Source organism: Pseudomonas sp. PDM31 (assembly GCF_019218965.1).
GTDB lineage: Bacteria > Pseudomonadota > Gammaproteobacteria > Pseudomonadales > Pseudomonadaceae > Aquipseudomonas.
In genome coordinates this window covers 55,490-80,412 of record NZ_JAHUWS010000019.1, presented here as the reverse complement: position 1 = coordinate 80,412, position 24,923 = coordinate 55,490, and the positions used below count along the sequence as shown (strand labels likewise).

Here is a 24,923-nt window from a genome sequence, read left to right as displayed (position 1 = left end):
CCTTAACAACTTCAACCACTTGCGCTTTCGATCTCTCGTCAGCGGGAGGCGAATTCTACAGCGTTACACGCTGCTGTCAACACCTCTTTTTCAACTCCCTTTCGGCTTCGATGAACTGAAGCAACTTACTGTCGAAAACTGCGTAACTCGTTGTTTACCAAGGAGTTTTCCGCTTCGACTGCGCCGGAAGTGGGGCGAATTATAGGCTTCCAGAATCTGCCGTCAAGGGTTGATTTGGATTTTCTATCAACAACCTCAAAAACCGCGAAAAAGACCGATTCCCTTCTTCTATATATAGAAGCGAATTCCTGACCCTCATCACAACCCTTGCATGAACGGACCTGCGCGGCACCGGAACTAAAAAAGCGATCCAGCCACTAAGTCAGGCACCTTTCAGATGGCGGCAACAGCCGCCGCCCCTCTCCCCTCTGGATTTCCGATCGGTACGAAGTCCGGGCTCCAACTGAAAAAGGTCGACTTGAAGTCGAAGCCGTCTCAATGCCCTCGCCAGATGGAAGATGCTGACCGACCAGGAGGCTTAACCAGCTTATGAATAAATCGCACCTTTCGTTTTCTCTATCCCTGCTGTTGGCCATGACCGTAATGCCCACTGCTCACGCCAGGCAAGCAGCCGACAATAAGTCGCCAGCGCCGGGGGTGCTTTGCGACCGTTATGTATGCGCCAATGACCAGGGGATCTCTCGCGAGCTCACAGCCAAATATCTAGGTGAGAAAGCCGCCTCGAACAAGCTGTTCTCGATGCAGTCAGTTGATCTGACTGAGTTTACTTTTGCCAACGGTATCTTCTGCGACGTGAAGGAGCGGCTATGCCGTGAAGATCGCTACTATGGCGCGGATGGCCAGCGCACCGGAGCCATTTCCAGCAAATACACCAAACTGCTGTTTGGCGAATAACCGCCCCATTTATCCGTAATACCTCGACGCGTCCCCGGCCGGTCGCGTCCTCTCGGCTGCTTGACGAGCGACAGTCCTTGCAGGACGGCCTATGTGGTCCTATTGTCAGGATTCATCTGCCACGAAGTGTTTTTTGGGTTGTATTGGAGGAATATCATGATTCGCAAGCACTACCTGATGACCCTGGCGACACTGCTTATCGCAGCTGGCTTACAGGTGCTGGCGGTACCGGCACAGGCGACCGAGCAAGGCGAACAACGGCGTGAAGCGCGCGATACCAGGCAGGAAGGTCGCTCCACCGCCCGGCAAACCAAGGATGACTGCAGAAAGAGCAGCGACAAGAGCAATGTTGACTGCCGCCAGGAAAAGCGCAGTACCAAGCAGGATACCCGCCGCACCGCGAGGGACATCAAATATTGATAGATGACGGTAAACGAATATTGCTGATGCGAATGGTCGGATTCGACTGCCGAAGAATCCGACACCCATCAATGATAGTCGCCCTGCTGCCTCATCCAATCCACCGGATGAGTCGCCAGATAGCTGTCGACCGCATCACCTATGGTCGGGAAGAACGCGGCCTCGCCTAGTCTGGCGAACAGCCCGAATTGCTTGAGCTTGTCCTTGACCGGGTCTTTCATCTCGGCCACGCGCAACTTTATGCCCGCTGCGTGCAAGGTCTCATCAAGTTCAGCCAGCATGTCGGCGGAAGTCACGTCGACGTTGGTGACCGGCTCTGCGGCGACGACCAGCCAGCGCACCGGTGTTGGTGATGCGGCCACTGCATCCAGCACCCGGTCATGGAAAGCCTCGGCATTGGCGAAGAACAAAGGGGCGTCCCAGCGGAACAGCACCAGCCCGGGTACCCGGTGTGCGTCGGGATAACGCTGAATGTCGTGATAACCCTTGACCCCATCGGCGCGCCCCAGCACCGCAGAATAGGGTCGCCAACTACCCCAAAGAAACTCGATGACGGCAATCACGATGGCCAGACCGATTCCCTCGATCGCGCCAAACACCGCGACCCCGATGGTGCAGACGATCGACAACCAGAACTCCCAGCGCTGCATGCGATAGATGCGTCGCAGGTCAGCGACTTCAATCAGTCCGATGGCCGATGCGATGACCACCGCCGCCAGGGCGCTGGTGGGTAAATGCTGCAACAGGTTTGGCCCCACCATCAGCAGCAAGGTGACCGCCAACGCGCCGACAACACCGGTCAGTTGGGTCTTGGCACCTGCGGCCTCCGCCACCGGGGTACGCGAGGAACTGCTGCTGATTGGAAAACCCTGGAAAAAACCGGCGGCGAGATTGGCGACACCGAGCCCGACCATCTCCTGGTTGGGGTCGACATAAGTGCGGGTCCGCGCCACATAGACACGCGAGAGAACGCTGGTATCAGCGAACGAGACGAGGGCGACGGCAAAGCCGCCGATGAGCACCGGAACGATATCCTCACGAGTGATCCAGGGAATGGCGAATGCAGGCAAACCTTGGGGAAGCGCACCAAGGACCGACACCCCCGCGCTCGCCCCCAGGTCCAGCACACCCACGACCACGGTCGCACCGGCGACCGCGATCAAGATTCCGGGCAAACGCTTGTTGCCCTTGAGCAAAATGATCACCGCCAAAGTCGCTGCACCCACCATGAAGGTGACCCAGTTGGTCTTGCCATCCAGCACTGCGGTGACAATGGCCCATATGTTTCTCAGCGGGCCGGTGGACTCGATTGAAAAACCGAAAAACTTCGGCATCTGACTGATCAACACGGTAACGGCGATCCCGTTCATATACCCATAGCGAATCGGTTTGGACAGCAGCTCCGTAATGAAGCCCAGACGCATGATGCCAGCCAGGATACACACGGCCCCTGACACCAGCGCCATCATGGACGCCAGGGCAATGGCCCGGTGCGGGTCGCCGCCCGACAGTGGCAGGACCACGGCAAGAATAACCGCAGCCAGCGAGGAGTCCGGCCCCAGCACCATGATCCGGCTGGGGCCGAACAAGGCATAAGCCAGCAGCGGAACAATGGTCGCGTAGAGCCCGTAAATACCCGGCACACCCGATGCCACGGCATAGGCAATGCCAACGGGGACCAGCATGGTGGTGAGCACAAGTCCAGCCATGATGTCGTGACGCAGCCAGCCCGGTTGGTATCCGCGCAACGTTACAAGCCCGGGAAGCCAGTGCATCCAGCCCTTCGGACGCCTGCTCGAGTCCCGATGTGCAATCCGGCCCGGTTCCGGGGCCGGCGGTAAAGCATCTGAATGGCTCATAGGAGAGTGGCCCCTGGCTGCACGGCCTGCTTCACATCAATGTGATGGAGCCTGACGAAGAGAGAATCGCTGTCAGGTAAATAGCGTAGGCCGCTTTGTGCTCATCCGCCGTGCCCCGCGCCTGCATGTTTTGCCTCCCAACAAAAAACCCCTCACAGAGAGGGGTTTTGTTTGACAGATTCAGGCGATTTCACTCGTCACCCTGAATGTCGTCAGCTCATCGTGCAAGGATTCCTGCAAACAGCCACGGAGTTTCCTGGGCCGATGCTGCCGCGTTGCGTTTACGTGCCCACTGAGTCAGCGCCACCATCATCGTAAAGCCGAGGATGATCAACACCGGATAGGCCATCAGCAGTTCGGTGAGCGAATATTTCCAGGCCAGCGGTCGACCGACACCGAGCATCGCGGCATACAACCAGGACACACCCGACAGTGCACCAGCGAACAGGGCAAACATTCGCACGCCGACCTGGAGGTCAAGAAGCGACCCGGCCTTGAGCATTGCAGGCAGTACAAAGCGGTGCAACAACATGCCGTTGAATGTCAGCAACAAAACAATAATGACTTTGGCTTGAAGTTTGGGGTTGGCAAAATAGGTCATTCCCTTTTCAAGGTAATCAATGCCGATGACCGCAGCACCGGTGACCCACAAAAAAAACAACGCGTTGGCCACAGACTTCTGAAGACTGGCCATGTGTTCGTTATCGTGCCCCGCCGACACGCGACCTTTAAACAAATCCTTGACCATTGCCGCATCGCTGGCGAACACCAGGCCAATCGCTACGCAACAAGCCAACAGGTGGACATACACCACACCTAAACGCAAAAACTCCATGGATTCTTTCTGGCCCAGCAGGCCGATCATTGTATTAATATCCACGATTACATCTCCACATTATGTAGCAGTGCAAAGCTGATCAGATTTCAAATGTGCGAATTAGTTGGACGCACTTGAAATATCAAGCTCACATCAATTAAAACAATTCGATTATTTTAAATTACAAGAGAGTGCGACTCGCCCAGCGAGCCAAGGGATGAGTTCATATATTCGCTCCAGATTATCAGGTAAAAAAATCCCCACGTGCATTCCATTCAATGCAAATGAGGTCAACGTCCATTTTTTACTAGGGAGTGCAGCACGAAGACTCGAAGTTCGGATTCGTCTGCTGGAAAATAGGAGCCCAGCATATCCCAATCGTTCATTTTTTGGGCAGCGCGACCGACAGGCGGCACTTTGCCCACGCGCCTGCGCAGCCTAGTCTGACAGGCTGAAACCTGCGGAGCTACAGGGCTGAATCGTTTCCTGATTGAGCCATAAACCCAATACACTGGAACCGACCGATGGCGCAACTTACTCTCTTGTCTGCGGGCACTAATAACTCCAGATGCGGCACAAGAGCCAGCGTTTAAAACAGTATCGTGGGTATCTCCAAAGATGTTTCACCAGCAAATTTTCGCTTCCATAGCTACTTCCATTGTTAGAAAGAACCTGTTGACTTCGGTCATCGAAAGCACAGTAGTTGTGTACCATCGAAGACTGCAATTGTTCGCGATGTTGGTCGCAGTTATGACCAGGAATCTGCACAGTGATTCATCGGTGAAACACTGCAAAGCGAGTGGTCGGAAGGTTTGTCGATTACCCAGCTGCAATTCGCCTAAGCACACAAGCGGGTTACCGAAACCGGCAAGCGGCAAGCGGCAAGCGGCACCAAAAATGGGGTATCTCACCCACCCAACGGGGGTGTTTACCCCCAGATCAGCGGATTTTCCCCCATTCCCACTCCCCTTCATCATGAAACATTCAGTAATAATTTAATGGCTCATTAGTTGCACTCCCCCTTGTACCCGCAACAGCTGTCGTCCCGAACGTGGAGACGGCCGGGCGTTAGCCAAGGGGTGAAAAATGAAACGCACGACTCCACCTATCAGTTCCATCGACTTGCTACGCAGATCGAGCCTGCCCTGCGTGATGCTCATGACCCTCACCACCGCTAACGCGGTGCCGCTCGACGATACCAGCCAGCCGCCACCGACGGACCCCTCGGCGTTTACCAATCCGCCCGCCAACCCGGCCGCCGCCCTGGAAGCCCTGAAAACCATGCCACCAGCCAACCAGGGGGCGATCGCCCTGCCCAATGGCGCCTATGGCAACCGTAAGACCCCGACCGCCGAAAATGTGCTGCCGCCAAGCCTGCAGACATCATTCAAAGTCCCCACCAACGGCAAGCCCAGCCCGTTGTTCGGGGCCCTGCCGTACACTCAGCAATTACTGTTGCTCGAAGAATTCGGCACGGAAAAACTCGACCCGACCCTGCCCGCGCCACCGCTGACCTTCCCCGTGCCCCTTGCCGGTCCGGCGCCTGCGCAAGACCCCAACAGCATCGCGCGCAGCGGCCCTTCTAGCGCGGCACTGGAGGCCTTCATGCGCCAGCCGGGGCTGTACCCGTTTCCCTCGCAGTATTCCAACGTACTGGACCGCAACCCCTGGAAAGCGCAGATCGAAGCCTTCCTCAACCGCCAGCCAATCGGTTCATCGGCCGAAGGTCGTCCGCCAGGAAAGGGTTGGTCACATCAACGCTGGAACGAGTTCTACCCGCAGGTCGCCTTCAAAACCGTGCAAGCCGGCGCCAAACTCAACGGCGGCATGCGCGACCGCAGGCAGCTGCACAATTACGCGGTCGGTGAGTTCGGGCCCGGTGGGCTCTACAATCAGACGTCGGAAACTCCCCTCGCGATCGGCACGACCAAAGGCATCGACACGCGTTTTCACCCCAACATGCCGATTCAGAACCACAAGGCGCTCTGGACCTTCGACGGCACCTTTCCGGTAAAACTGCTGATGGTGCGATATGGTCAACCGGTGCTGATGCGTCATTACAACGCCCTGCCGATCGACCCGGCGGCCAACATGGGTTTCGGCCTGCACACCTTGAGCACCCACGAACACAACGGGCATTCCCCCGCTGAAAGCGACGGTTATGCCAACGCCTATTTCTTTCCGGGCCAGTACTACGACTATCGCTGGCCGATCCAGTTGGCCGGTTACGACACTATCAACACCACCGCTCAGGACCCGCGCGCGGCGTTCCCTTGCGCCCCAGGAGAAACCCTGTTCGTCAACGACGCCACTCCTGGCCTCAAGACCTGCAACAACGGCAGCATCAAGATCCGTGGCGACTGGCGCGAAACCATGAGCACCCACTGGTTCCACGACCACATGCTCGATTTCACCGCTCAGAACGTCTACAAGGGCAACGCGGTGATGATGAACTACTACAGCGCCCTGGACCGTGGTAACGAAGCCCTGCAGGACGGCGTCAACCTGCGCCTGCCCAGCGGCTCGGCGCTGCCATGGGGCAACCGCGACTATGACGTCAACCTGATGATTGCCGACAAGGCTTGGGACAAGAACGGTCAACTGTGGTTTAACCCGTTCAACACCGATGGCTTCATTGGCGACCAGATCCTGGTCAACTGGCAGTACCAGCCGCGCCTGAAAGTGCGCGCGCGCAGCTATCGTTTCCGCATCCTCAATGGATCGGTGTCGCGTTACTTCAGGTTCGCGCTGGTACGTGAAATCGCCGGCACGGGTGGCGAGTTCCCAGGGCCGACAGGTTCCGGGTTGTCATACGCCCGGGTGCCGTTCCACATGATCGGCAACGACGGCAACCTGATGGAACACGCCGTACCGTTTGACGGCAGCATGGACCTGGACGGCGACGGCGACCTGCAGGACCACAACGCCATCATGCCTACCCAAGGCGTTGCAGAGCGCTACGACATCATCGTCAACTTTGCGAAAAACGGGATCAAGACCGGCGACAAGCTGTACTTTGTCAACCTGATGGAGCACCAGGGCGGCCGGGGACCCCAGCAGGCAGCGCTGAGCCTGGCCGATGTGCTGTCAGGGAAGTACAAAGCCGTGCTCAAGCTGGGCAGCAATGGGCTGGAATGGGACGGCGGGGACCCGGTAGTGGGCAAATTCATGCAGATGGTGGTCCAGCCGTACTCCGGCCAGGACGTGAGCATGAACCCCGCTGACTACGAACCCGCCAAGCCAGGCAAGCCGGTGGGTAAAATCATGATCCCGCTGAACCTCAATCGTGACGACCCGACGGTGCAGGCCAAACTGAACGCAGCACGGCATCGCGAGTTCATTTTCGGCCGATCCGACGGTACCGACGAAGAGCCTTGGACGATCAAGATGGACGGCGCTTTAGGCTATCGGATGGACCCCCGCCGGCTTAGCGCCGCCCCGCAGTTGGCCAACGGCCCGACCGCTGCCGGATTCTCCGGCGACGGTACCCTGGAAGTGTGGAAAATCAGGAACGGCGGCGACGGCTGGAACCATCCGGTGCACGTGCATTTCGAAGAGGGCATCGTGCTCAACCGCGATGGCAAGGCGCCGCCGGAATGGGAAAAATGGGCACGCAAGGACGTCTATCGCATCGGTGAAGGCATCGACAGTACGATGGACGTGGAGATTGCCATCCGCTTCCGCGAATTTGCCGGGACCTATATGGAGCACTGCCACAACACCCAGCACGAAGACACCTCCATGCTGATGCGTTGGGACGTCGAGAACCCCGGCCAGTTCCAGTTGATGCCAACGCCCCTGCCCGGCTGGGACGGCGTCACCTACGTGAGTTCCGCTGCGCTGCCGACCTTCCGCACCGGCCAGACCGAAAACAAAAAACCGATCGCCAATCCCGACAGCGCCGTCAGCAACACACTCCAGCCGTTGACTATCAACGTCCTGGCCAACGACAGCGACCCTGACGGTAATGTGCCACTCAAAGTGGTGGGGCTGACGCAACCGGCCGCCGGCAGAGGCACGGTCAGCACCGACGGATTGCGCGTGGTGTACACACGTCCGGCCACCGTCAGCACCCCGTTCACCGCGACCTTTACCTATCAAGCCATCGATACCAAGACTGCGGTGTCGACTCCGGCGACAGTGTCCGTAACGGTCTCGGCGCCGTAGTGAGCTGACAGTGCCGTTTGCAGACGAGGGCCTCAGAGATTTTGAGGCCCTTGGGTTGCAGGCCAATCGACAAATCAGGTAGCTGTCGAACGGTGGGCCGCGCTAGCCACCCCTCCATAAATGGGGAGCTACACCCACCAAAACCGGGCGCTTTTCACCAGATTAGAGGAATTTCCCCCACCTGTGGTGTGTCCGCGCATGTAACACCCATAAATCACCCGTTAGTTAATTTGAGCTTTTCGCTCGCCCTACGGTAATGGCTTATTAATTGCACCCTCCCCCTGTAACAGCTGTCGTTCCGGCCATGGAGACAGCGTGGCCTCAGGCGAGGGGTGTAAAAAATGAAACGCGCGACTCCACCATGCAATTCCATCTATTTGCTACGCAGGTCAAGCCTGCCCTATGCGATGCTCCTGACCCTGACCACCGCCGACGCTGCGCCGCTCGACGATGTCAGCCAGCCACCACCAACGGACCCTTCGGCCTTCTACAACCCGCCCGCCGACCCGGCTGCGGCCCTGGAAGCCCTGAAGACCATGCCGAGAACCAACCAGGGCTCCCTGGCCCTGCCCAACGGCATGTGGGGCGACCGCAAGACCCCGACCGCCGAGAACGTGCTGCCGCCAAGTCTGCAGACATCATTCAAAATTCCCACCAACGGCAAGCCCAGTCCATTGTTCGGGGCCCTGCCATACACCCAGCAATTGCTGCTGTTCGAAGAATTCGGCACGGAAAAACTCGACCCGACCCTGCCCGCACCGCCACTGACGTTCCCTGTGCCCCTCGCCGGCCCGGCGCCTACGCAAGACCCCAACAGCATCGCTCGCAGCGGCCCTTCAAGCGCGGCACTGGAAGCCTTCATGCGTCAGCCGGGGCTGTATCCGTTTCCGTCGCAGTATTCCAATGTGCTCGACCGCAACCCCTGGAAAGCGCCGATCGAAGCCTTCCTCAACCGCCGCCCGGTTGGTTCGTCGGCCGAGGGTCGTCCACCAGGAAAAGGCTGGTCCCATCAACGCTGGAACGAGTTCTACCCCCAGGTTGCCTTCAAAACCGTGCAAGCGGGCGCCAAAATCAACGGCGGCATGCGCGACCGCCGGCAGATGCACAATTACGCCGTCGGTGAGTTCGGGCCTGGCGGGCTCTACAACCAGACCTCCGACAACCCGGTCATTGCAGGCACGACCAAAGGCATCGACACCCGTTTTCACCCCAAAATGCCGATTCAGAACCACAAGGCGCTATGGACATTCGACGGCACCTTTCCGGTAAAACTGCTGATGGTACGTCACGGCCAACCGGTGCTGATGCGTCACTACAACGCCTTGCCGATCGACCCCGCGGCCAACATGGGTTTCGGCCTGCATACCCTCAGCACCCACGAACACAACGGCCACTCCCCCGCCGAAAGCGATGGCTATACCAATGCGTTTTTCTTTCCGGGGCAATACTACGACTATCGCTGGCCGCTGCCTTTGGCCGGTTACGACACCATCAACACCACCGCTCAGGACCCGCGCGCGGCGTTCCCCTGCTCCCCGGGCGAAACCCTGTTCGTCAACGACGCCACTCCGGGCCTCAAGACCTGCAACAACGGCAGCATCAAGATCCGTGGCGACTGGCGCGAAACCATGAGCACCCACTGGTTCCACGACCACATGCTCGATTTCACTGCCCAGAATGTCTACAAGGGCAACGCGGCGATGATGAACTACTACAGCGCCCTGGACCGTGGCAACGAGGCGCTGCAGGACGGCGTCAACCTGCGCCTGCCTAGCGGTTCGGCGTTGCCCTGGGGCAACCGCGACTATGACGTCAACCTGATGATTGCCGACAAGGCCTGGGACAAGGACGGCCAGCTGTGGTTTAACCCGTTCAACAACGACGGCTTCCTCGGCGATCAGATCCTGGTCAACTGGCAATACCAGCCGACCTTGAAAGTGCGCGCGCGCAGCTATCGTTTCCGCCTCCTCAACGGCTCGGTGTCGCGTTACTTCAAGATCGCGCTGGTGCGTGAAGTCGCCGGCACCGGTGGCGAACTCCCCGGCCCGGCTGGTTCCGGCGTGTCTTACACCCGCGTACCGATCCACATGATCGGCAACGACGGTAACATCATGGAACACGCCGTACCGTTCGACGGCAGCATGGACCTGGACGCCGACGGCGACCTGCAGGAACACAATGCCGTTCTGCCAACACAAGCGATCGCCGAGCGTTACGACATCATCGTCAACTTTGCCAAACACGGGATCAAAACCGGTGACAAGCTGTACTTCGTCAACCTGATGGCGCATCAGGGCGGCAGGGGGCCGGAGCTTGCACCGCCGAGCCTGGCCGATGTACTGGCCGGTAGGTACAAAGCCGTGCTCAAGCTGGGAAGTAACGGGCTGCAATGGGACGGCGGCGACCCGGTGGTGGGCAGATTCATGCAGATGGTAGTCCAGCCGTATTCCGGCCAGGACGTGGCCATGAACCCTGCCGACTACGAACCCGCCAAACCGGGCAAACCGGCCGGCAAGAAAATGATCCCGCTGCACCTCAATCGCGACGACCCGACGATGCAGGCCAAACTGAAAGCGGCACGGCATCGCGAATTCATTTTCGGTCGCTCCGACGGCACCGACGAAGAACCCTGGACCATCAAGACCGACGGCAGTGTTGGTAGCAGGTTTGATGCCCGCCGCCTCAGCGCGGCCCCCCAACTGTCCACCGGCCCTACCAGCGGCGGCTTCAGCGGCGACGGCACCCTGGAAGTGTGGAAAATCATTAATGGCGGCGAAGGCTGGAGCCATCCGGTGCACGTGCATTTCGAAGAAGGCATCGTGCTTAACCGCGACGGCAAGGCGCCACCGGAATGGGAAAAATGGGCGCGCAAAGACGTCTTTCGCGTCGGTGGAGAGCAGGAAAGTTCGGTGGAAGTGGAAATTGCCGTGCGCTTCCGCGAATTCGCCGGGACCTACATGGAGCACTGCCACAATACCCAGCACGAAGACACCTCGATGTTACTGCGCTGGGATCTCGAGAACCCTGGCCAGTTCCAGTTGATGCCAGCTCCCCTGCCCGGCTGGGACGGCGTCACCTACGTGAGCTCAGCTGCGCTGCCAATATTCCGCACCGGCCAGACCGACAACAAAAAACCGGTCGCCAATCCCGACAGCGCCACCAGTGCCGTCCTCCAGCCGCTGACCATCAACGTCCTGGCCAACGACAGCGATCCTGACGGGAATGTGCCACTTAGAGTGGTGGGGCTGACGCAACCGGCCGCGGGCAGAGGCACGGTCAGCACCGACGGTTTGCGTGTGATCTACACCCGCCCGGCCACAGTCGCCGCGCCGTTCACCGCGACCTTTACCTATCAAGCCATCGATACCAAGACCGCGGTGTCGACCCCGGCTACGGTGTCCGTGGTGGTCAGGTAGTACGAGGCGTCGGCAATCAGGGAGGGCCTCATAAGTTATGAGGCCCTGGATTAAAGTCAAAAAAGCCCGACTCGATGGTCGGGCTTTTTAGTCACGCTTGAATCCGCAGACCGGCTCGTAACTCCTGCATCGTGAGTAAACCCAACTTTCCGGAATTGCGCACGGGCTCCTGGAAATGTACAACTAGAACGCGCTTACCTGGACCGACACTTCACTTGTACCAACATCAAGAAAGGCCAAAACAGTCACAACCCGATCACGACTCAGCTCGCCAGAATGAAAATCATGAGTGACTGCCCTATAGGTACAAGTCAAAGTTGTTTTATTTATATATGGATTGTCGAACGGCTGCAACTCCAAACCTTTTACACGATAGTTTTTTGCAATATCCGGCATTAAGCCGGTACAAATATCCCGGGTCGTCTTATCAGCATATTCTTCTGATTCTTCAATCTGAAAACTCTCTGCCAGTATATTACACGGCATAAGCAATACGAGGGCGAGCAGAAACTTTTTCATTGCATTCTCAAACAGAGCAACCAACTCAATCAGTCCACCTGAACGGCCAAAGCCCTGACCCCTTTCACCCAAGCAATATCAATATCAATATCAGAGCAAGACGTTTAGCTTATTGCTGGCGATATCCAGCGTAGCCATTACTCTTACAGCGCTCTCACCGTGAAATTTCCGGACAGTACCATCATACACACAGAGCACAAGCTCTTCATTTGCTGCATATGAACTGCCCTTGTCCACCAGCACCAAATTGTATACATCGTAGTCGCGCGTGACATCTGACCTGATTTTATCGCAAACGGCAACGTGGTCCGGTTCACCCGCAATTGCAGTAAAGGGTGAAAGCAGGGCCAGCAGGACAAGCAGCTTTTTCAATCTTCATTCCTCGTGTTCAGCTGATACAGAGACACCTGCGGACTAGCTACAGGCCTCTACATACTGTGCCTGCGCCATAATCCACTACGTCATCGGGTATCAAATCATTGAGATGTAAGCCACTGTTGTGGCAAGTACAATACGCAGCACAAGGAATACCGATTTTTTTCGTTTTATTTGCCAACACGCGAATATGCCAGACTAACCGCAAGCGCATAAAATCCGACGAGGCAACATGGTAGGGCCCCAGTTAGTTGACTGTCAATATGCGATATGTGCGAGCAAAAGCGTGGTACCAGGCGACGAAAGCCTGGTCGGCCAGTTCAGCATCTCTACGTTCACAACCGCACCGGGAACAATGAGATAACGCAAACAATGGCGATTTGATTACCTGACAAAGCGACTGTTCCGGATGTTAATCAAGCTGGTTAAAAATTATCGGCGTAGATAAACTAATACTTTCGCAGCAGATTGCGATTGGCGGAGCAGATGAAGAGTACACTCAATAATTATTATTTATTCTTCTACGGTGGCAGCCAGGTTGCGAAACCCGGTTAAAACCAAAGAAGTGCGTAACTCAGGCCACTTGCAACCACTTTGCGTACGCCGGTATTTGATCAATTCAGAACTCGCCATCAACAAATTTCACCCTGTGGCATTCAGAGGGCCCAAGTTTTTGACCGCTTGATGAGCGGACATCGATCGCCATCAAAGGCTGTCCGGACTCGTTGTCCAACAGCACCGAACGCGCCTCCTGCGGCCCGAAAAGGAAACGCTCGCCCCACTGTCTCATGCTGACTACAACCGGAAAGATCTCCCGTCCTTACCCACCAGAGCCTGATTTTTGCTGCTCGAGCCGACGCCCAAAGTCGCATGGTCGGTGCCTACATGTGCTTCTACTCGGTCGGCAGCGCGCTGGGGGCGGCAGCTGCGACCCAGGTTTATGCGCTCTGGGGCTGGATGGCAGTGAGTTTGCTGGCGCGTTGATCAGCGCGACAGCTTTGGTGCTGTGGGTTCTTTCACGTGATTGAAAGAACAGTCACTACGGCCGGGTTGAACCTGATAATTCATTGCTCTTGATCAATCGAATCCAGATCGTCAAGGTTATAAAGTTCTTCGTCTTCATCGTCTAAAATGCCTTGGGCATCTTCTTCAACCCATGGCTCTTGATCGTGGAATTCATGATCGAGCAGATGGTCATGCTCGGGTTCAGGAATATCAATCTCTTCGCTCATTTACGTTACCTGCGTTGACTGAACTGTGAATTGGGCACCTGTATAGGCGCACCATGCCCCTCAGTCAATACTCAGGCATACAGATACACCGGCAGCGCGTCGAAGGTCCGACGCGCCTGTTCGGCCGTGTCCTTATCAAGACTGCACGAACGCCAAAAGGTCAGTATTCAACCTTTCCTTATGGGTATCGGTAATCCCGTGGGGCGCACCTTCATAAACAATCAGCTTGCTGTTCTTGATCAGCTTCGCCGATGCCCGGCCCGCTGCATCGATGGGAACAATTTGATCGTCGTCACCGTGAATGATCAAGGTCGGCACGTCGAACTTTTTCAAGTCCTCAGTAAAATCGGTTTCCGAAAACGCCTTGATACTGTCGTAGGTGTTCTTGTGACCGCCGCGCATACCTTGCAGCCACCAGGCATTGATCACGCCTTGCGACGGCGTCGCACCGGGACGGTTGTATCCAAAGAACGGCCCGCTCGGGATATCGATAAACAGCTTTGAGCGGTCGGCCAGGAAACCGGCGCGAATGCCGTCGAATACGGCTATCGGCAACCCGCCGGGATTGGCCTCGGTTTTAACCATCAGTGGCGGCACCGCAGAGACGAGCCCTGCCTTTTTAACTCGTTTGGACCCATGACGCCCGATGTACCTCGCTACTTCGCCGCCACCCGTGGAGAAACCGAAAAGCGTCACATCCTTCACATCCAGGTGGTCGAGCAACTGAGCCAGGTCATCCGCGTAATGGTCCATGTCGTTACCGTCCCAGGGTTGGCTGGAACGGCCATGACCACGCCGGTCGTGGGCGATGCAGCGACAGCCATTGGCGGCCAGGTGATACATCTGGGACTCCCAGCTGTCTGCATCGAGCGGCCAGCCGTGACTGAAGACCACAACCGGACCCTTGCCCCAATCCTTGTAATAGATTTCCACTCCGTCTTTGGTGGTGAAGGTACTCATGGATTTATGCACTCCAGGGAAAGTTGTCGGGTTGGAAGCGGGTGTAGGAGATTGCGCAGTCGCCAGGCTGAAGCCTGGCAGTAAAGAGCCGACCGCCAATGCTGCCCCCCCCTTGATGAGAGAACGTCGAGCTTCATCGATTCCGGATTTTCGATTTGTCATGATTCCCGCCAGCCCATGGGCACCAGTTACGCTCACAGCATGCGCAAATCGACCAGGCACTGACTACGTAAATTCGGCAAGTTGCAAGGTTGCGCGCAGAGCTCAAAACCCTGCAATTGCCTGAGAAAACTTCGCAAACTTGCCTGTTTTACGTAGACCCAACACTCGGATGGGCAGACTCTTGGTCAACTTGACCGAGCTTGATAGCAGGTTGAAATGGAAAAGCCCCCGCTCCCCCGTCCAAAAACCGCACCGGCGCCGATGGCACGTTCCGGCGGGCAACAGACGACGCGCCAGGCCAACATCACCAGGGTGATGGAGCTACTGCAACACCATGAAGAGCAGCCGATCAGGTTGTCCGAGCTGTGCCGCGATGCGGATGTCAGCGAACGCACAATGCGCTCGATTTTCAAGGAAATGTTTGGCGTCGGGCCTAATCGCTACCTGCACATTCGCCGTCTGCACTTGGTCCGTGTAGCGTTGTCCATGGCTAATCCGGATACCGAGTCCGTCAGCCAGATCGCCCTGCGCTTCGGCTTTTCCGACAGTGGCCGCATGGCCTCTGATTACCACGGTTTGTTCGGTGAATACCCCAAAAAAACCCTGATGCGAACGCTGCCGTGAACGCGAGCGCTCAGGGTCGGTTCAACGCCCTCGCAGCTTTAAGCCACTGCGCCGGCGGCACTCCGAAATACTGGCGGTACAGACTGGCGAGCCGGCCAAAGTCCCACACGCCGAAGCGTGCACAAATGCTGGTAATCGTATCTTCGGGGCCTGCATGACGGATGGCGTCGCGAATCCCATGCAAGCGGCGAATCATCAGATAGCGATGCGGACTCATGCCCAGGTATTCGTTGAAGACATTGCGCACCGTACGTTCCGAGGCGCAGGTCGCCTGACAGATGTCTTCGGTGTAAACCGGCTGGATCTGCAGCGTATCGAGCAGTTCCAGCGCACGCTTGAGTATTTCCTTGTGGTCGCGATGGTGCCGTGGTGCGGCGTGCAGCGGGTCTATGGGCAACAGCATGCGGAACACCACATCCATCACCTCCCGGCGCGCAGCTTCCTGCGCACCCTCGTTATGCAGCACCTCGGGGGAATGGGCCTCGATGTGGAACAGACGACGCGCCAGCCACAACAATGGGCCGAGATTGCGCTGGGCGTTGCCGACAAAGTTGCGATGCAACACGCAAAAGTCGAACTCATCTTCACGGACCGATGCCCAGCTCAGCACTGACTCGCAGGACATCGCCACCGTCAGCCAACTGGCCGGGCATTTCGCGTTGATGTGGAACATGGCATCGGGCACCATCCAGCCGATTCGTCGGCGGTTGAAGGCATGGCCATCGACCACGGTGGACTCATGCCCCGTCAGCGGCAGGAAGATGTTGAAGTAACCGGGCAGGCCAATGCCTGAGTAGACTGTGCCGGCGCCTTCGCGCCCGCTCATCAGTGCCACACCGTCCAAATCGACAACGCTGAGTTGCCAGTCGCGTTGCTGCCGAGTACGCAGCACGTAGCGGCCTTGCACCCCGTACAACGCCTCTTCGAACTCGTCGAACTCCGAGCAGATCAGCTGCATCGCCCACCTCACTGAACCCGTACAGTGGAAAGCAGCCTCCGTGCCAATTCGGTCCAGGTGATGAGCGTAGACGACGAAAACGGCAGGCAGATGGACGCGCATGGCCGTCCATCTGCCCGATCGGTCAAACGGATCAGCGGCTCAGGTATTCACTGGTGGAAATGACTGGCGCGTAACCGAAACCGAGCGCGGCCATGAACGCCGCATGCACGTGCGCGGCGGGAACCTTGACCCCGTTGAACTCAAGATCCAGCGTGGCGCACGCATCGTGCAACACAGTGGTGGTGTAGCCGAAATCTACGGCTGCGCGGGTCATGCCATCCACACACATGTGGCTCATGTTGCCGACGACTACGATCTCGTTGATGCCGTGGCGGTCGAGGATGGCTTTGAGTTCGGTTTCACGAAACGAATTGATGAAGTGCTTGAGCACCACCGGCTCGTCCTCGCGATTCTTCGCGCTGTCGTGTATTTGCGCGCCTTCGCTGCCTGGGCGGAAAAAGGGCGCATTGTCGTCCTTGAACTCATGGCGGATATGCACCACCAGGTCGCCCCGCTCGCGGAACCGTTCAATCACCCGCGCAGCCTGTGCGGCGGCCTCCTCGACGTGGGAAAGCGCCCATCGGCCTCCCGGAAAATAGTCGTTCTGGATATCAACGACCACCAGTGCTTTTTTGTTTGAATCGCCATTGCTCATGATCTTTCTCCGGATGACAGGTTGCCAAATGGGGTGGGCTGATTGTCCGGTTCCGGATGCGTCGCTTGTGACTCCTGCGCAACCGGATTCAAGCCCAACGCTTTTGCCACACCGGCACCATAGGCCGGATCGGCTTTGGAGCAATTGACGATATGTCGATGCTTGATCATGACCGGCGCGTCGCCCATAGCCCGCGCCGTATTGTCGAAGAGTTGCTGTTGCTGAAGCGGCGTCATCAGGCGAAACAGATTTGCGGGTTGCTCGAAATGGTCCTCGACGACGCTCTGATCCCAATGTCCCGCATCGCCTTCAAGCGCCAATGCAGGCTCGTGCAGGTGCTGATGGTCCTGCCACTCGCCGAAGCTGTTGGGGTAGTAGGACAATGTCGAGCCGAGGTTGCCATCTGTGCGCATCGCCCCGTCACGGTGATAACTGTGGAACGGGCATTTCGGCGCATTGACCGGAATGTGATTGAAGTTCACGCCGAGGCGATATCGCTGCGCGTCACCATAAGAAAACAGGCGCGCCTGGAGCATTTTGTCAGGAGAAAAACTCACTCCCGGCACAATGTTGGCCGGAGAAAACGCCGCTTGTTCCACCTCGGCAAAATGATTGTCGGGATTACGGTTCAATTGCAGAATGCCCACTTCCTCCAGCGGAAACTCGGCATGGGGCCAGACCTTGGTCAAGTCGAACGGGTTGTGCCGGTGCGCACGTGCCTGTTCCTCAGTCATGGTCTGGATGCACAATTTCCAGCTGGGAAATTCCCCGCGCTCGATGCATTCATAGAGATCACGCAGGTGGCTTTCGCGGTCATTGCCAACGACCTGTGCCGCCTCGCTATCGCTCAGATTGGTAATCGCTTGCTGACACACGAAATGAAACTTGGTCCACACGCGCTCGTTTCGTGCATTGATCAGGCTGAAGGTATGACTGCCGAAGCCGTGCATGTGCCGGTAACTGGAGGGAATGCCCCGATCACTCATGACGATCGTCACCTGATGCAATGCTTCAGGCAGCAGCGTCCAGAAATCCCAGTTGTTAGTCGCTGATCGCAGCCCGGTGCGCGGGTCGCGCTTGACCACATGATTGAGGTCGGAAAACCGCAGGGGGTCGCGAAAGAAAAACACCGGCGTGTTATTGCCCACGATGTCCCAGTTGCCTTCCTCGGTATACAGCTTCACTGCGAACCCACGAATATCACGTTCGGCGTCCGCCGCCCCACGCTCCCCGGCCACCGTGGAAAAACGCACAAAGGCTGGCGTCTGTTTACCGACCTCGGCCAGTGCTTTGGCCTTGCAATAACGACTGACGTCGGCGGTGACGGTAAAGGTGCCGTAAGCCCCGGCACCCTTGGCGTGCATGCGCCGCTCAGGAATCACTTCGCGGTCAAAATGCGCCAGTTTTTCCAGTAGCCAGATGTCCTGCAACAACGCTGGCCCACGCGGCCCGGCGGTCTGGACATTGAGATTGTCGACCACCGGTGCACCGGTGGCGTGAGTAAGCGTTTTATCGTTCATACGGTTGACCTCCGAAGGCTTAAAGCAACTCAGTCAGAACGCGAGTGGTGACGATGGCATGGGCGTAGGTCGGTCCATTGATCTCATGGGCGGCGGTCATGGCTTCCCTGGAAAACGCAGCGGTCGCATCCTTCACCAGCGTGACGTGGTAACCCAGTTCCGCCGCAAATCTGGCAGTCGTCTCGATACAGGTGTTGGCCAGCATTCCGACGATGATGACCTTATCGATGCCGTGCTGTTTGAGCTGGAAATCCAGATCCGTGTTTGCAAATCCACTGCCGCCCCAATGTTCCTTTACGACGACATCGTCGGGTTGCGGCATGAAATCCGGGTGCCATTCGCCTCCCCAGCTACCCGCTGCAAACACCTGCGCTTTACCCGCTCCCAATTGGTAAGGGCTGGGATGCTTCCACCCCAGAAAATCCTGCGCAGTGGAACGATGATGGGGTACGTAAAAAACGCGCACACCTGCTGCGCGAACCGCCGCGACGACCTGGCGCAAATTATCCAGCGTGCCCACCTCATCAGCGACCGCTTTGGCCAACCCGGCGAGCTTGCCCCCTTCGCTGAGGAAGTCGTTGTAAGGGTCCACCAGAAGTAATCCGGTGCTTTGGCGAGAATAAGTGACATCGCTCATCTGAACCTCCCGGCAACTGTAGAAATACCGCTGAGTCGCAACTCAAGGCTTATCCTTGGCGTTCCATGTTGCCGGTAATGAAAGATCACCCGAGGCGACATCCCATACCGAACTGACGCACAGCAGCGGATCGTGCAGATCAGCGTTGACCTTCAACCCTGCCGTGACACCGTCGTACTTGAAGGTTTCAGGAAAGCCGACGGCAGCCAGCGGGACCTCGATCGTCACCGTGTCCCTGGATAGCGTGAGCCCATAGCCGGGAGAGTCGATATACAGCGCGACGCCAGGCCATGTGGCTGGCATCTTCGGCTTCATGTCTTTGGGAATGTCCCGAACCTTGAGGCCGCTGGGCCCGCAGCTGGCTTCCTTGGTCAGAACGACCCAATGGGAATGCCATAACCCGCCGTCGTTGTCTTTTTTACCGTCCTTGTTTTCATCCAGCTGGGGGGTGTCGTCGAAATCGGGGTGGGATGTCAACGCCAGCGCGAGGATGCCGGACTTGGGCTCGAAGCCGACGACGTCGCTGTCCAGACTGGTTGGCCAGACGTAGCTATAAACGTCTGACCCGGCGAACTTGCCGGTGGATTTGGGCGTACTGTTGCCTGCAGTACCCGCAACGAGTTGTTGAAAGACGAGATTGTCGCCGTTGCGAAAAATGTGCGTATGAACCAGATCAAACGCGGCATCTGCTTGACCTTTAGCGCTGTCGATACCTCCTGGCTCATGGGCAAACAAGGGAAAGCTCATCGCCGAAGTCACGACCAAACACATTAAACGTCGCATGCCCTGCCCTCGAACAAAATATTGAGTTCAGTGCTCGTGGGGCTTTCGCATCAGTTTCGCCAGCATTGTCGCGTCCATTGAACACTGGCGGAGCTCAGCCGTTGAGCACTATCGCAATCATGTGAAGGGACGCATGATCCAGATATGCCAACGGGTGGGCTACGTAAAACCGGCAAATTGCGAACAAGCAGCCGGATCGTCTGTCGCTGCCTGCCACCTGGAAGGAGAATTAACGATGAAAGTTAATGTTTTCGACACACATGTACGCACCCGCGACGGACGTTATCTGCACTTTGATGTTTTGACTCCAGGGAACGACCAGACTCTCGCTACCCAGTATGTCCGCGACTGGATGGCACAGCGGGGCGTACAAGACGTCGACATCGAGCAGAGCCGTTGCCAGTTCTGCCACAGCGAACCCGCCCACCCCGAAGTGGCTGCCGCCATCTCCAACCAGGGTTACTTCATCATCGCCCTTGAAGGCTGCCAGGAGAAACCATGAACGCGTATCAGCCGCTCAACTGTGATTTGCATGACTATCTGGAAATCGCCTGCATGCACGGTTACGACTTGCAGGTCGAACTGATTGATGGATCAACTTATGTGGCCAAGGCGCTGACTACGCGCACAGCAACTAGCAAGGAAGAGTTTCTCGTGCTGGGGAATCATGATGGTCTGCAAACGGTTGAAGTTCGGCTCGACCATTTGCTGGCGATCACGCCTATCGATGCCCATGCGAGTTTTGGTCGAGTCACGCTGGCGGGGAGTTACTGCGTCACTGGGCAGGAAGCTGAATCATCATGAATAGATTTCAACTCACCGTTCGCAAGAGTGAAAGCTGTTGGGGCATTTCGACTCTGATGCGCCTTGGGCAGAGGAGGCAGTTCAAGACATCGCGCGTTGTCTTGGCGAGGCCGGATGTACCTTGGAGCTGCTGGTCGCAGAAGGCGAACGTCGGGTGCTGGAGAGCGGGTCTGAGGGGATTCGGACTCATCTCCAAGGGGTCGCGGTGAAGCCGAGAATCTCACTTGTTTCTCTGTACCCATCCGACCAGCAATAAAGTGCAGCCTGTGACGAATAAGCCATAAGCCAAGTAACCGACACTGTCCCCCCTAAGCAAATGGTTCAGGCAAACGCCGAGCCCGAAAATTGCCAGTAGAGCCCCAACGACAAACATGGGGTTTTGAATCGCCTTATCCATCACTGCCTCCCGCTCAAGACCTACTTCATTAAACCATAAGCCTGCCGGTGAATGGCGGGCGAAGATTGCGCATGCTCGAAGCTATCGAGGTGTCGCAGGTGAAGCGCTTCGCCGAAAACACGGCTGGCCGGGATTTCGCGGTCGGCGATACTCACGGGCACGTCACCGGGCTCCAGGCCGCGCTTGAGGCAGCAGACTTGTCCGCCAAAGGGGACAGAGTACTTTTTCCTTTTCAGCCGAAAGAAAAGAATTCAGTCCCCTTGATCGATCGAATCCAGATAGTCGAGACCATAAAGTTCTTCGTCTTCATCGTCTAAAATGGTTTGGGCATCTTCTTCAATCCATGGCTCTTCATCGTGGAATTCATGATCGAGCAGATGGTCATGCTCGGGCTCAGGAATATCAATCTCATCGCTCATTTACGTTTCCTGCGTTGACTGAACTGTGCATCGGGCACCTGTATAGGTGTACCTTGCCCCTCGGTCAATGCTAAGGCGATGACTGAGATACGTTACGAGATTGGGCTCCACTATCGACTCGCGCCCCTGTGGCATACGAGTGAAGATCGTTAGTACGGTGAAGGCGCCGGTTGATCTCCTGTTTTCACGACTTCTCCACTCATATGAGCGCAAAAAATGCCGGATCGCCGGCGTCGTCGCTCGAACACTTGAGCAATCTTGACAATGTCAAAGAAGCAGCAGGCAGATACACCGGCAGCAACCGCTGCAGACATAGAACGATCTATCCAGGCCCTGAATAAAATGGCGGAACGACTATGGGGAGATGGCCGGGAATCCGAAGCGAAAGCCCTACTCGATGCCTTGGATGCGTTAAATCGGGCGCTTGATCGGATCAGGATTGGAGAGAGCCGCAGGGTTCTCCATTAAGGGCTACGCGGGCATCTTTGATATTGGATCAAGGCCACGCCAGCCAAGCACGGCTGTTCACGTAGTAGCGTGTAAAAAGGCGTTTTCACCAGTCAATGATCAGGTAGTTTGGGCAGATCGAGTGTCTCAACAGAATCGGCCATAAGCCATCATTCGCTGATTCGCTGAACGATCAATCACTCCGTATCAGAAAGTCACCGTGAGCTGTTACTCCCCCACCGATAAGGATCTGTTCAATTCTCCGATCTTTTCCAATCGCGCTCGCACAATGTTGCGACTGATGTTCAGCAGTCGCCCGGTCTGCAATTGGTTGCCGTGGCAAAAACGGTACGCGGCGCGAAAGATGGTTTCTTCAATGTGCTCATAGAGATCTGGAATGTTTTGCTCGAAAAGTGCGTTGAGTGCCGCTTCCAGGCTCACCGGTCCTGCGACACCAGTGCCCGCCTGAAACGCTTGTTCCTGTTCGTGGCGGATACCTGAGGAGCGCATGTCCACCAAGTGCAAGTCCGCCGGTGCGACCCGCTGATTGCGACACACCAGCAATGCATGGTGAATGGAGTTTTCCAGCTCGCGGATGTTGCCCGGCCAACTGTGCTCCAATAATTTGCGTTCGGCCTCGACACTCAATGAGGCGCGGTTGTAGCCCAGGCGCTGGCAGTGTTCTTCGAGGAAAAATTCAGCCAGTGGCAGGATGTCGCCCGGGCGCTCCCGCAGCGGCGGCAGGCGGATCGTGGCAACGTGCAATCGGTAGAAAAGATCCTCGCGAAAATGCCCGGCAACGACTGCATCCGCCAGGTTGACGTTGGTCGCGGCTACCAGGCGAACGTTGATCGGAATTGGCGTGCGCGAGCCCAGGCGCACCACTTCGCGCTCTTGCAAAACCCGCAGTAACTTGACCTGCATGTTCAGTGGCAAATCACCGATCTCATCGAGGAACAGCGTCCCGCCATTGGCCGCTTCGAACCAGCCGGCCTTACTGGAAGTGGCGCCGGTAAACGCGCCCTTTTCGTGGCCGAACAATTCACTTTCCACCAGCGTTTCGGCGAATGCGCCGCAGTTCACTGCGACAAAAGGCTCACGCCCTCTTCGGCTCAAGTGGTGGATATGGCGGGCCACCAGCTCCTTGCCGGTTCCGGTTTCGCCGATGATCAATGTGTTGGCCTCACTGGGCGCCAGGCGCTCTATTCGACTGAGCAACTCCTGGGAGCGCGGGTCCTTGAACACCAGAACGGTGGCCCTTACCGACTTGGTCAATTCACGGGCGTTTGGATGAGTGATCAGCGACATGGTGCATTCCTGGCAGTAAAAGCGCGTACTCAATAGTGCACGAAGATATTTAGACTAAAAAATTATTAATTAGCATTTATATATTCCCATATCGAATATGGCTTCGAATTGCTCCTGCCTTGTTGCTGTAGCAGCAATTGGCAAGCATCGCCCTGCTTGCAGATCAGCACCCTCTGCTCTTAACAACCGAAGCCCCACACCCCCGCCCCCCGCCACGCAAGGCCTGCAGCCAGATTTTCACGCTGTGGCATGCAATCTGCTCTCTCCCTCCCAACAGCAAATCAACTGTAGGAGCCGGCTTGCTGGCGAGGGCGTCCTCAACAACGCCGCAGGACTTGAAGGCCTCTCGCCAGCAAGCCGGCTCCTAACAGGGTGCGTTTTGCCAATAGCCATCAAGGGAGATTTCAATGAAACGTTTCTGGCGCAAGGGCCTTGTCGCATTGACCGGCTTACTGCTCAGTGCCACCGCACTGGCCGAACAGGTTCCGACTTCGGTGAAGATCGCCATCGTCGCCTACACCCAAGGCGGTAAGCCGGTGTTTGGCGGTATCGCCGGGCGGGTGATCGAGGACGGCTGGCTCGAACAGCAACTAAGCCAACGCGGCTTGAAACTTGAGTGGATCGCCCTGCCCCACGCCGGCGCCGGTCCGCAGATCAACGAAGGCTTCAGCAACAACAGCATCGACTTCGCCGTGCGTGGCGACCTGCCCTCGGTGATCGCCGGTGCGGGTGGCGTGCCGGGCAAATTGATCGTGCCCGGAGGCAGCGGCAACAACATCTACCTGGTGGTGCCCGCCGGCTCCGAAGCCAAGAGCATCGAAGACCTCAAAGGCAAGCGCCTGGCCCTGCACCGTGGTCGCCCCTGGGAGTTCGCCTTCAGCAACTTCCTCGCCAGCAAAGGCCTGAAGCTCGACGATTTCAAGATCGCCAACCTCAACCCGCAAGTCGGTGCCGCTGCCGTGTCCGCCGGCAAGGTCGACGCAGCAGTCCTGCTGAGCGAGGCCTACGCCCTGGAAGACAAAGGCGTGGGCCGGATTCTCTGGTCGACCAAGCAAGGCGCCAACGATTGGCGGTTGATTTCTGATCTCTGGGGCACCGACAGCTTTGTCACCCAGCACCCCGACGTCACGCAGTTGCTGGCGACGGCCTGGGTCAAGGCCGCGTGGTGGATCAGCCAGGAACAGAACCAGGACGCCTACTACCAACTCTCCTCCCGCGCCGGCACGGCTGAAAGCGTGCTACGCCGCGACGACCAGAACGATCCCGTGTCGTGGAAAGAACGTTGGGCACCGAAAAGCGACCAACAACTCAAGGCGCATTACCAGGCCCTGACCGCCTACGCCCTGGCCAATCACCTGATTCGCGACAACTACGACATCACCCCTTCGCTGGCCACCGGTTTCACCAACCAGGCGCTGATCGATCTGAAACTTACCGACTATTGGCCGGCCCTGCGTGGCCAGGTCAGCAACAATCCATGAATAGGG

The 24,923-nt window shown here is 57.3% G+C and carries 23 protein-coding genes and 3 pseudogenes; 11 read left to right on the top strand and 15 right to left on the bottom strand.

Features of this window, described 5'->3' with window-relative positions:
* The first annotated feature begins 549 nt into the window (after nt 1–549).
* Nucleotides 550–915, top strand: a complete 366-nt coding sequence (locus KW839_RS26710; RefSeq protein ID WP_218425975.1) for a YcgJ family protein — start codon at nt 550–552, stop codon at nt 913–915.
* A gap of 156 nt (nt 916–1,071) precedes the next feature.
* Nucleotides 1,072–1,335, top strand: a complete 264-nt coding sequence (locus tag KW839_RS26705; RefSeq protein ID WP_218425974.1) for a hypothetical protein — start codon at nt 1,072–1,074, stop codon at nt 1,333–1,335.
* 68 nt (nt 1,336–1,403) lie between these two features.
* Here KW839_RS26705 and KW839_RS26700 read toward each other — a convergent pair whose 3' ends face one another.
* Complete coding sequence (locus tag KW839_RS26700) at nt 1,404–3,194, bottom strand: SulP family inorganic anion transporter (RefSeq protein WP_218425973.1); 1,791 nt, start codon at nt 3,192–3,194, stop codon at nt 1,404–1,406.
* A gap of 217 nt (nt 3,195–3,411) precedes the next feature.
* The gene (locus KW839_RS26695; protein WP_082457460.1) at nt 3,412–4,059 is read right to left on the bottom strand and encodes a hypothetical protein; all 648 of its coding nucleotides are present in this window, start codon (nt 4,057–4,059) and stop codon (nt 3,412–3,414) included.
* A 1,104-nt stretch (nt 4,060–5,163) separates the two neighbouring features.
* On the opposite strand from KW839_RS26695, the gene KW839_RS26690 reads away from it, so the two are divergent.
* Both KW839_RS26690 and KW839_RS26685 read left to right on the top strand, forming a co-directional pair.
* The gene (locus tag KW839_RS26690) at nt 5,164–8,178 is read left to right on the top strand and encodes an Ig-like domain-containing protein (protein ID WP_371318120.1); all 3,015 of its coding nucleotides are present in this window, start codon (nt 5,164–5,166) and stop codon (nt 8,176–8,178) included.
* A gap of 341 nt (nt 8,179–8,519) precedes the next feature.
* A complete protein-coding gene (locus tag KW839_RS26685) occupies nt 8,520–11,594 on the top strand; it encodes an Ig-like domain-containing protein (RefSeq protein WP_371318118.1) in 3,075 nt (1,024 codons plus the stop codon).
* A 183-nt stretch (nt 11,595–11,777) separates the two neighbouring features.
* Here KW839_RS26685 and KW839_RS26680 read toward each other — a convergent pair whose 3' ends face one another.
* The 3 genes and pseudogenes from KW839_RS26680 to KW839_RS27840 all read right to left on the bottom strand — a co-directional run.
* Nucleotides 11,778–12,113, bottom strand: coding sequence for a hypothetical protein (locus tag KW839_RS26680; RefSeq protein WP_218425972.1), 336 nt, complete (start codon nt 12,111–12,113; stop codon nt 11,778–11,780).
* Nucleotides 12,114–12,203: 90 nt separating this feature from the next.
* On the bottom strand, nt 12,204–12,485 hold the full coding sequence (locus tag KW839_RS26675) for a hypothetical protein (RefSeq protein WP_218425971.1): 282 nt from the start codon (nt 12,483–12,485) through the stop codon (nt 12,204–12,206).
* A 622-nt stretch (nt 12,486–13,107) separates the two neighbouring features.
* Nucleotides 13,108–13,308, bottom strand: a pseudogene (locus KW839_RS27840) (transcriptional regulator); the annotation flags it as partial.
* Between KW839_RS27840 and KW839_RS27835 the strand changes: the two are divergent.
* Nucleotides 13,308–13,516 (top strand): annotated as a pseudogene (locus KW839_RS27835) (MFS transporter); the annotation flags it as partial. The pseudogenes KW839_RS27840 and KW839_RS27835 sit on opposite strands and share 1 nt — an antisense overlap.
* Nucleotides 13,517–13,552: 36 nt before the next feature.
* Here the strand turns inward: KW839_RS27835 and KW839_RS26670 are convergent.
* Both KW839_RS26670 and KW839_RS26665 read right to left on the bottom strand, forming a co-directional pair.
* Nucleotides 13,553–13,720, bottom strand: a complete 168-nt coding sequence (locus KW839_RS26670; protein WP_218425970.1) for a hypothetical protein — start codon at nt 13,718–13,720, stop codon at nt 13,553–13,555.
* Between the two features lie 135 nt (nt 13,721–13,855).
* On the bottom strand, nt 13,856–14,680 hold the full coding sequence (locus tag KW839_RS26665) for an alpha/beta fold hydrolase (protein ID WP_218425969.1): 825 nt from the start codon (nt 14,678–14,680) through the stop codon (nt 13,856–13,858).
* A gap of 378 nt (nt 14,681–15,058) precedes the next feature.
* On the opposite strand from KW839_RS26665, the gene KW839_RS26660 reads away from it, so the two are divergent.
* The gene (locus KW839_RS26660; RefSeq protein ID WP_218425968.1) at nt 15,059–15,466 is read left to right on the top strand and encodes a helix-turn-helix transcriptional regulator; all 408 of its coding nucleotides are present in this window, start codon (nt 15,059–15,061) and stop codon (nt 15,464–15,466) included.
* A gap of 10 nt (nt 15,467–15,476) precedes the next feature.
* On the opposite strand, the gene KW839_RS26655 is transcribed toward KW839_RS26660, so the two are convergent.
* The 5 genes from KW839_RS26655 to KW839_RS26635 form a co-directional block, all read right to left on the bottom strand.
* Nucleotides 15,477–16,424: a helix-turn-helix domain-containing protein gene (locus tag KW839_RS26655; protein WP_256352859.1), complete on the bottom strand. Its 948-nt coding sequence runs from the start codon at nt 16,422–16,424 to the stop codon at nt 15,477–15,479.
* A 133-nt stretch (nt 16,425–16,557) separates the two neighbouring features.
* Nucleotides 16,558–17,121 (bottom strand): cysteine hydrolase family protein, encoded by a 564-nt coding sequence (locus tag KW839_RS26650; protein WP_218425967.1) that lies wholly within the window; start codon nt 17,119–17,121, stop codon nt 16,558–16,560.
* Nucleotides 17,118–18,641 (bottom strand): catalase, encoded by a 1,524-nt coding sequence (locus KW839_RS26645; RefSeq protein WP_218425966.1) that lies wholly within the window; start codon nt 18,639–18,641, stop codon nt 17,118–17,120. Before KW839_RS26645 ends, KW839_RS26650 begins: the two co-directional genes overlap by 4 nt.
* 19 nt (nt 18,642–18,660) lie before the next feature.
* Nucleotides 18,661–19,278 carry an isochorismatase family cysteine hydrolase gene (locus KW839_RS26640; RefSeq protein ID WP_218425965.1) on the bottom strand — a complete coding sequence of 206 codons (618 nt, stop codon included), beginning with the start codon at nt 19,276–19,278 and terminating at the stop codon, nt 18,661–18,663.
* A 42-nt stretch (nt 19,279–19,320) separates the two neighbouring features.
* Nucleotides 19,321–20,025 (bottom strand): hypothetical protein, encoded by a 705-nt coding sequence (locus KW839_RS26635; RefSeq protein ID WP_256352858.1) that lies wholly within the window; start codon nt 20,023–20,025, stop codon nt 19,321–19,323.
* Between the two features lie 271 nt (nt 20,026–20,296).
* On the opposite strand from KW839_RS26635, the gene KW839_RS26630 reads away from it, so the two are divergent.
* Together KW839_RS26630 and KW839_RS26625 are read left to right on the top strand one after the other, a co-directional pair.
* The gene (locus KW839_RS26630) at nt 20,297–20,563 is read left to right on the top strand and encodes a DUF2024 family protein (RefSeq protein WP_218425963.1); all 267 of its coding nucleotides are present in this window, start codon (nt 20,297–20,299) and stop codon (nt 20,561–20,563) included.
* Nucleotides 20,560–20,865, top strand: a complete 306-nt coding sequence (locus tag KW839_RS26625) for a Rho-binding antiterminator (RefSeq protein WP_218425962.1) — start codon at nt 20,560–20,562, stop codon at nt 20,863–20,865. The genes KW839_RS26630 and KW839_RS26625 overlap by 4 nt, the downstream gene beginning before the upstream one ends.
* Nucleotides 20,866–21,282: 417 nt before the next feature.
* Here the strand turns inward: KW839_RS26625 and KW839_RS28200 are convergent, their stop codons facing one another.
* Nucleotides 21,283–21,417 (bottom strand): hypothetical protein, encoded by a 135-nt coding sequence (locus tag KW839_RS28200; protein ID WP_371318121.1) that lies wholly within the window; start codon nt 21,415–21,417, stop codon nt 21,283–21,285.
* On the opposite strand from KW839_RS28200, the pseudogene KW839_RS27830 reads away from it, so the two are divergent.
* Nucleotides 21,361–21,483: pseudogene (locus KW839_RS27830) on the top strand (serine/threonine protein phosphatase); the annotation flags it as partial. The gene KW839_RS28200 and the pseudogene KW839_RS27830 overlap by 57 nt on opposite strands.
* 30 nt (nt 21,484–21,513) lie before the next feature.
* Here the strand turns inward: KW839_RS27830 and KW839_RS26620 are convergent.
* A complete protein-coding gene (locus KW839_RS26620; protein WP_218425961.1) occupies nt 21,514–21,681 on the bottom strand; it encodes a hypothetical protein in 168 nt (55 codons plus the stop codon).
* A 264-nt stretch (nt 21,682–21,945) separates the two neighbouring features.
* Here KW839_RS26620 and KW839_RS27825 point away from each other — a divergent pair, with 264 nt between their 5' ends.
* Nucleotides 21,946–22,149: a hypothetical protein gene (locus KW839_RS27825; protein WP_256352857.1), complete on the top strand. Its 204-nt coding sequence runs from the start codon at nt 21,946–21,948 to the stop codon at nt 22,147–22,149.
* A gap of 207 nt (nt 22,150–22,356) precedes the next feature.
* Here the strand turns inward: KW839_RS27825 and KW839_RS26615 are convergent, their stop codons facing one another.
* Nucleotides 22,357–23,436 (bottom strand): sigma-54-dependent Fis family transcriptional regulator, encoded by a 1,080-nt coding sequence (locus KW839_RS26615; RefSeq protein WP_218425960.1) that lies wholly within the window; start codon nt 23,434–23,436, stop codon nt 22,357–22,359.
* Nucleotides 23,437–23,843: 407 nt separating this feature from the next.
* Here KW839_RS26615 and KW839_RS26610 point away from each other — a divergent pair, with 407 nt between their 5' ends.
* A complete protein-coding gene (locus KW839_RS26610) occupies nt 23,844–24,917 on the top strand; it encodes an ABC transporter substrate-binding protein (protein WP_218425959.1) in 1,074 nt (357 codons plus the stop codon).
* The last annotated feature ends 6 nt before the right edge of the window (nt 24,918–24,923 follow it).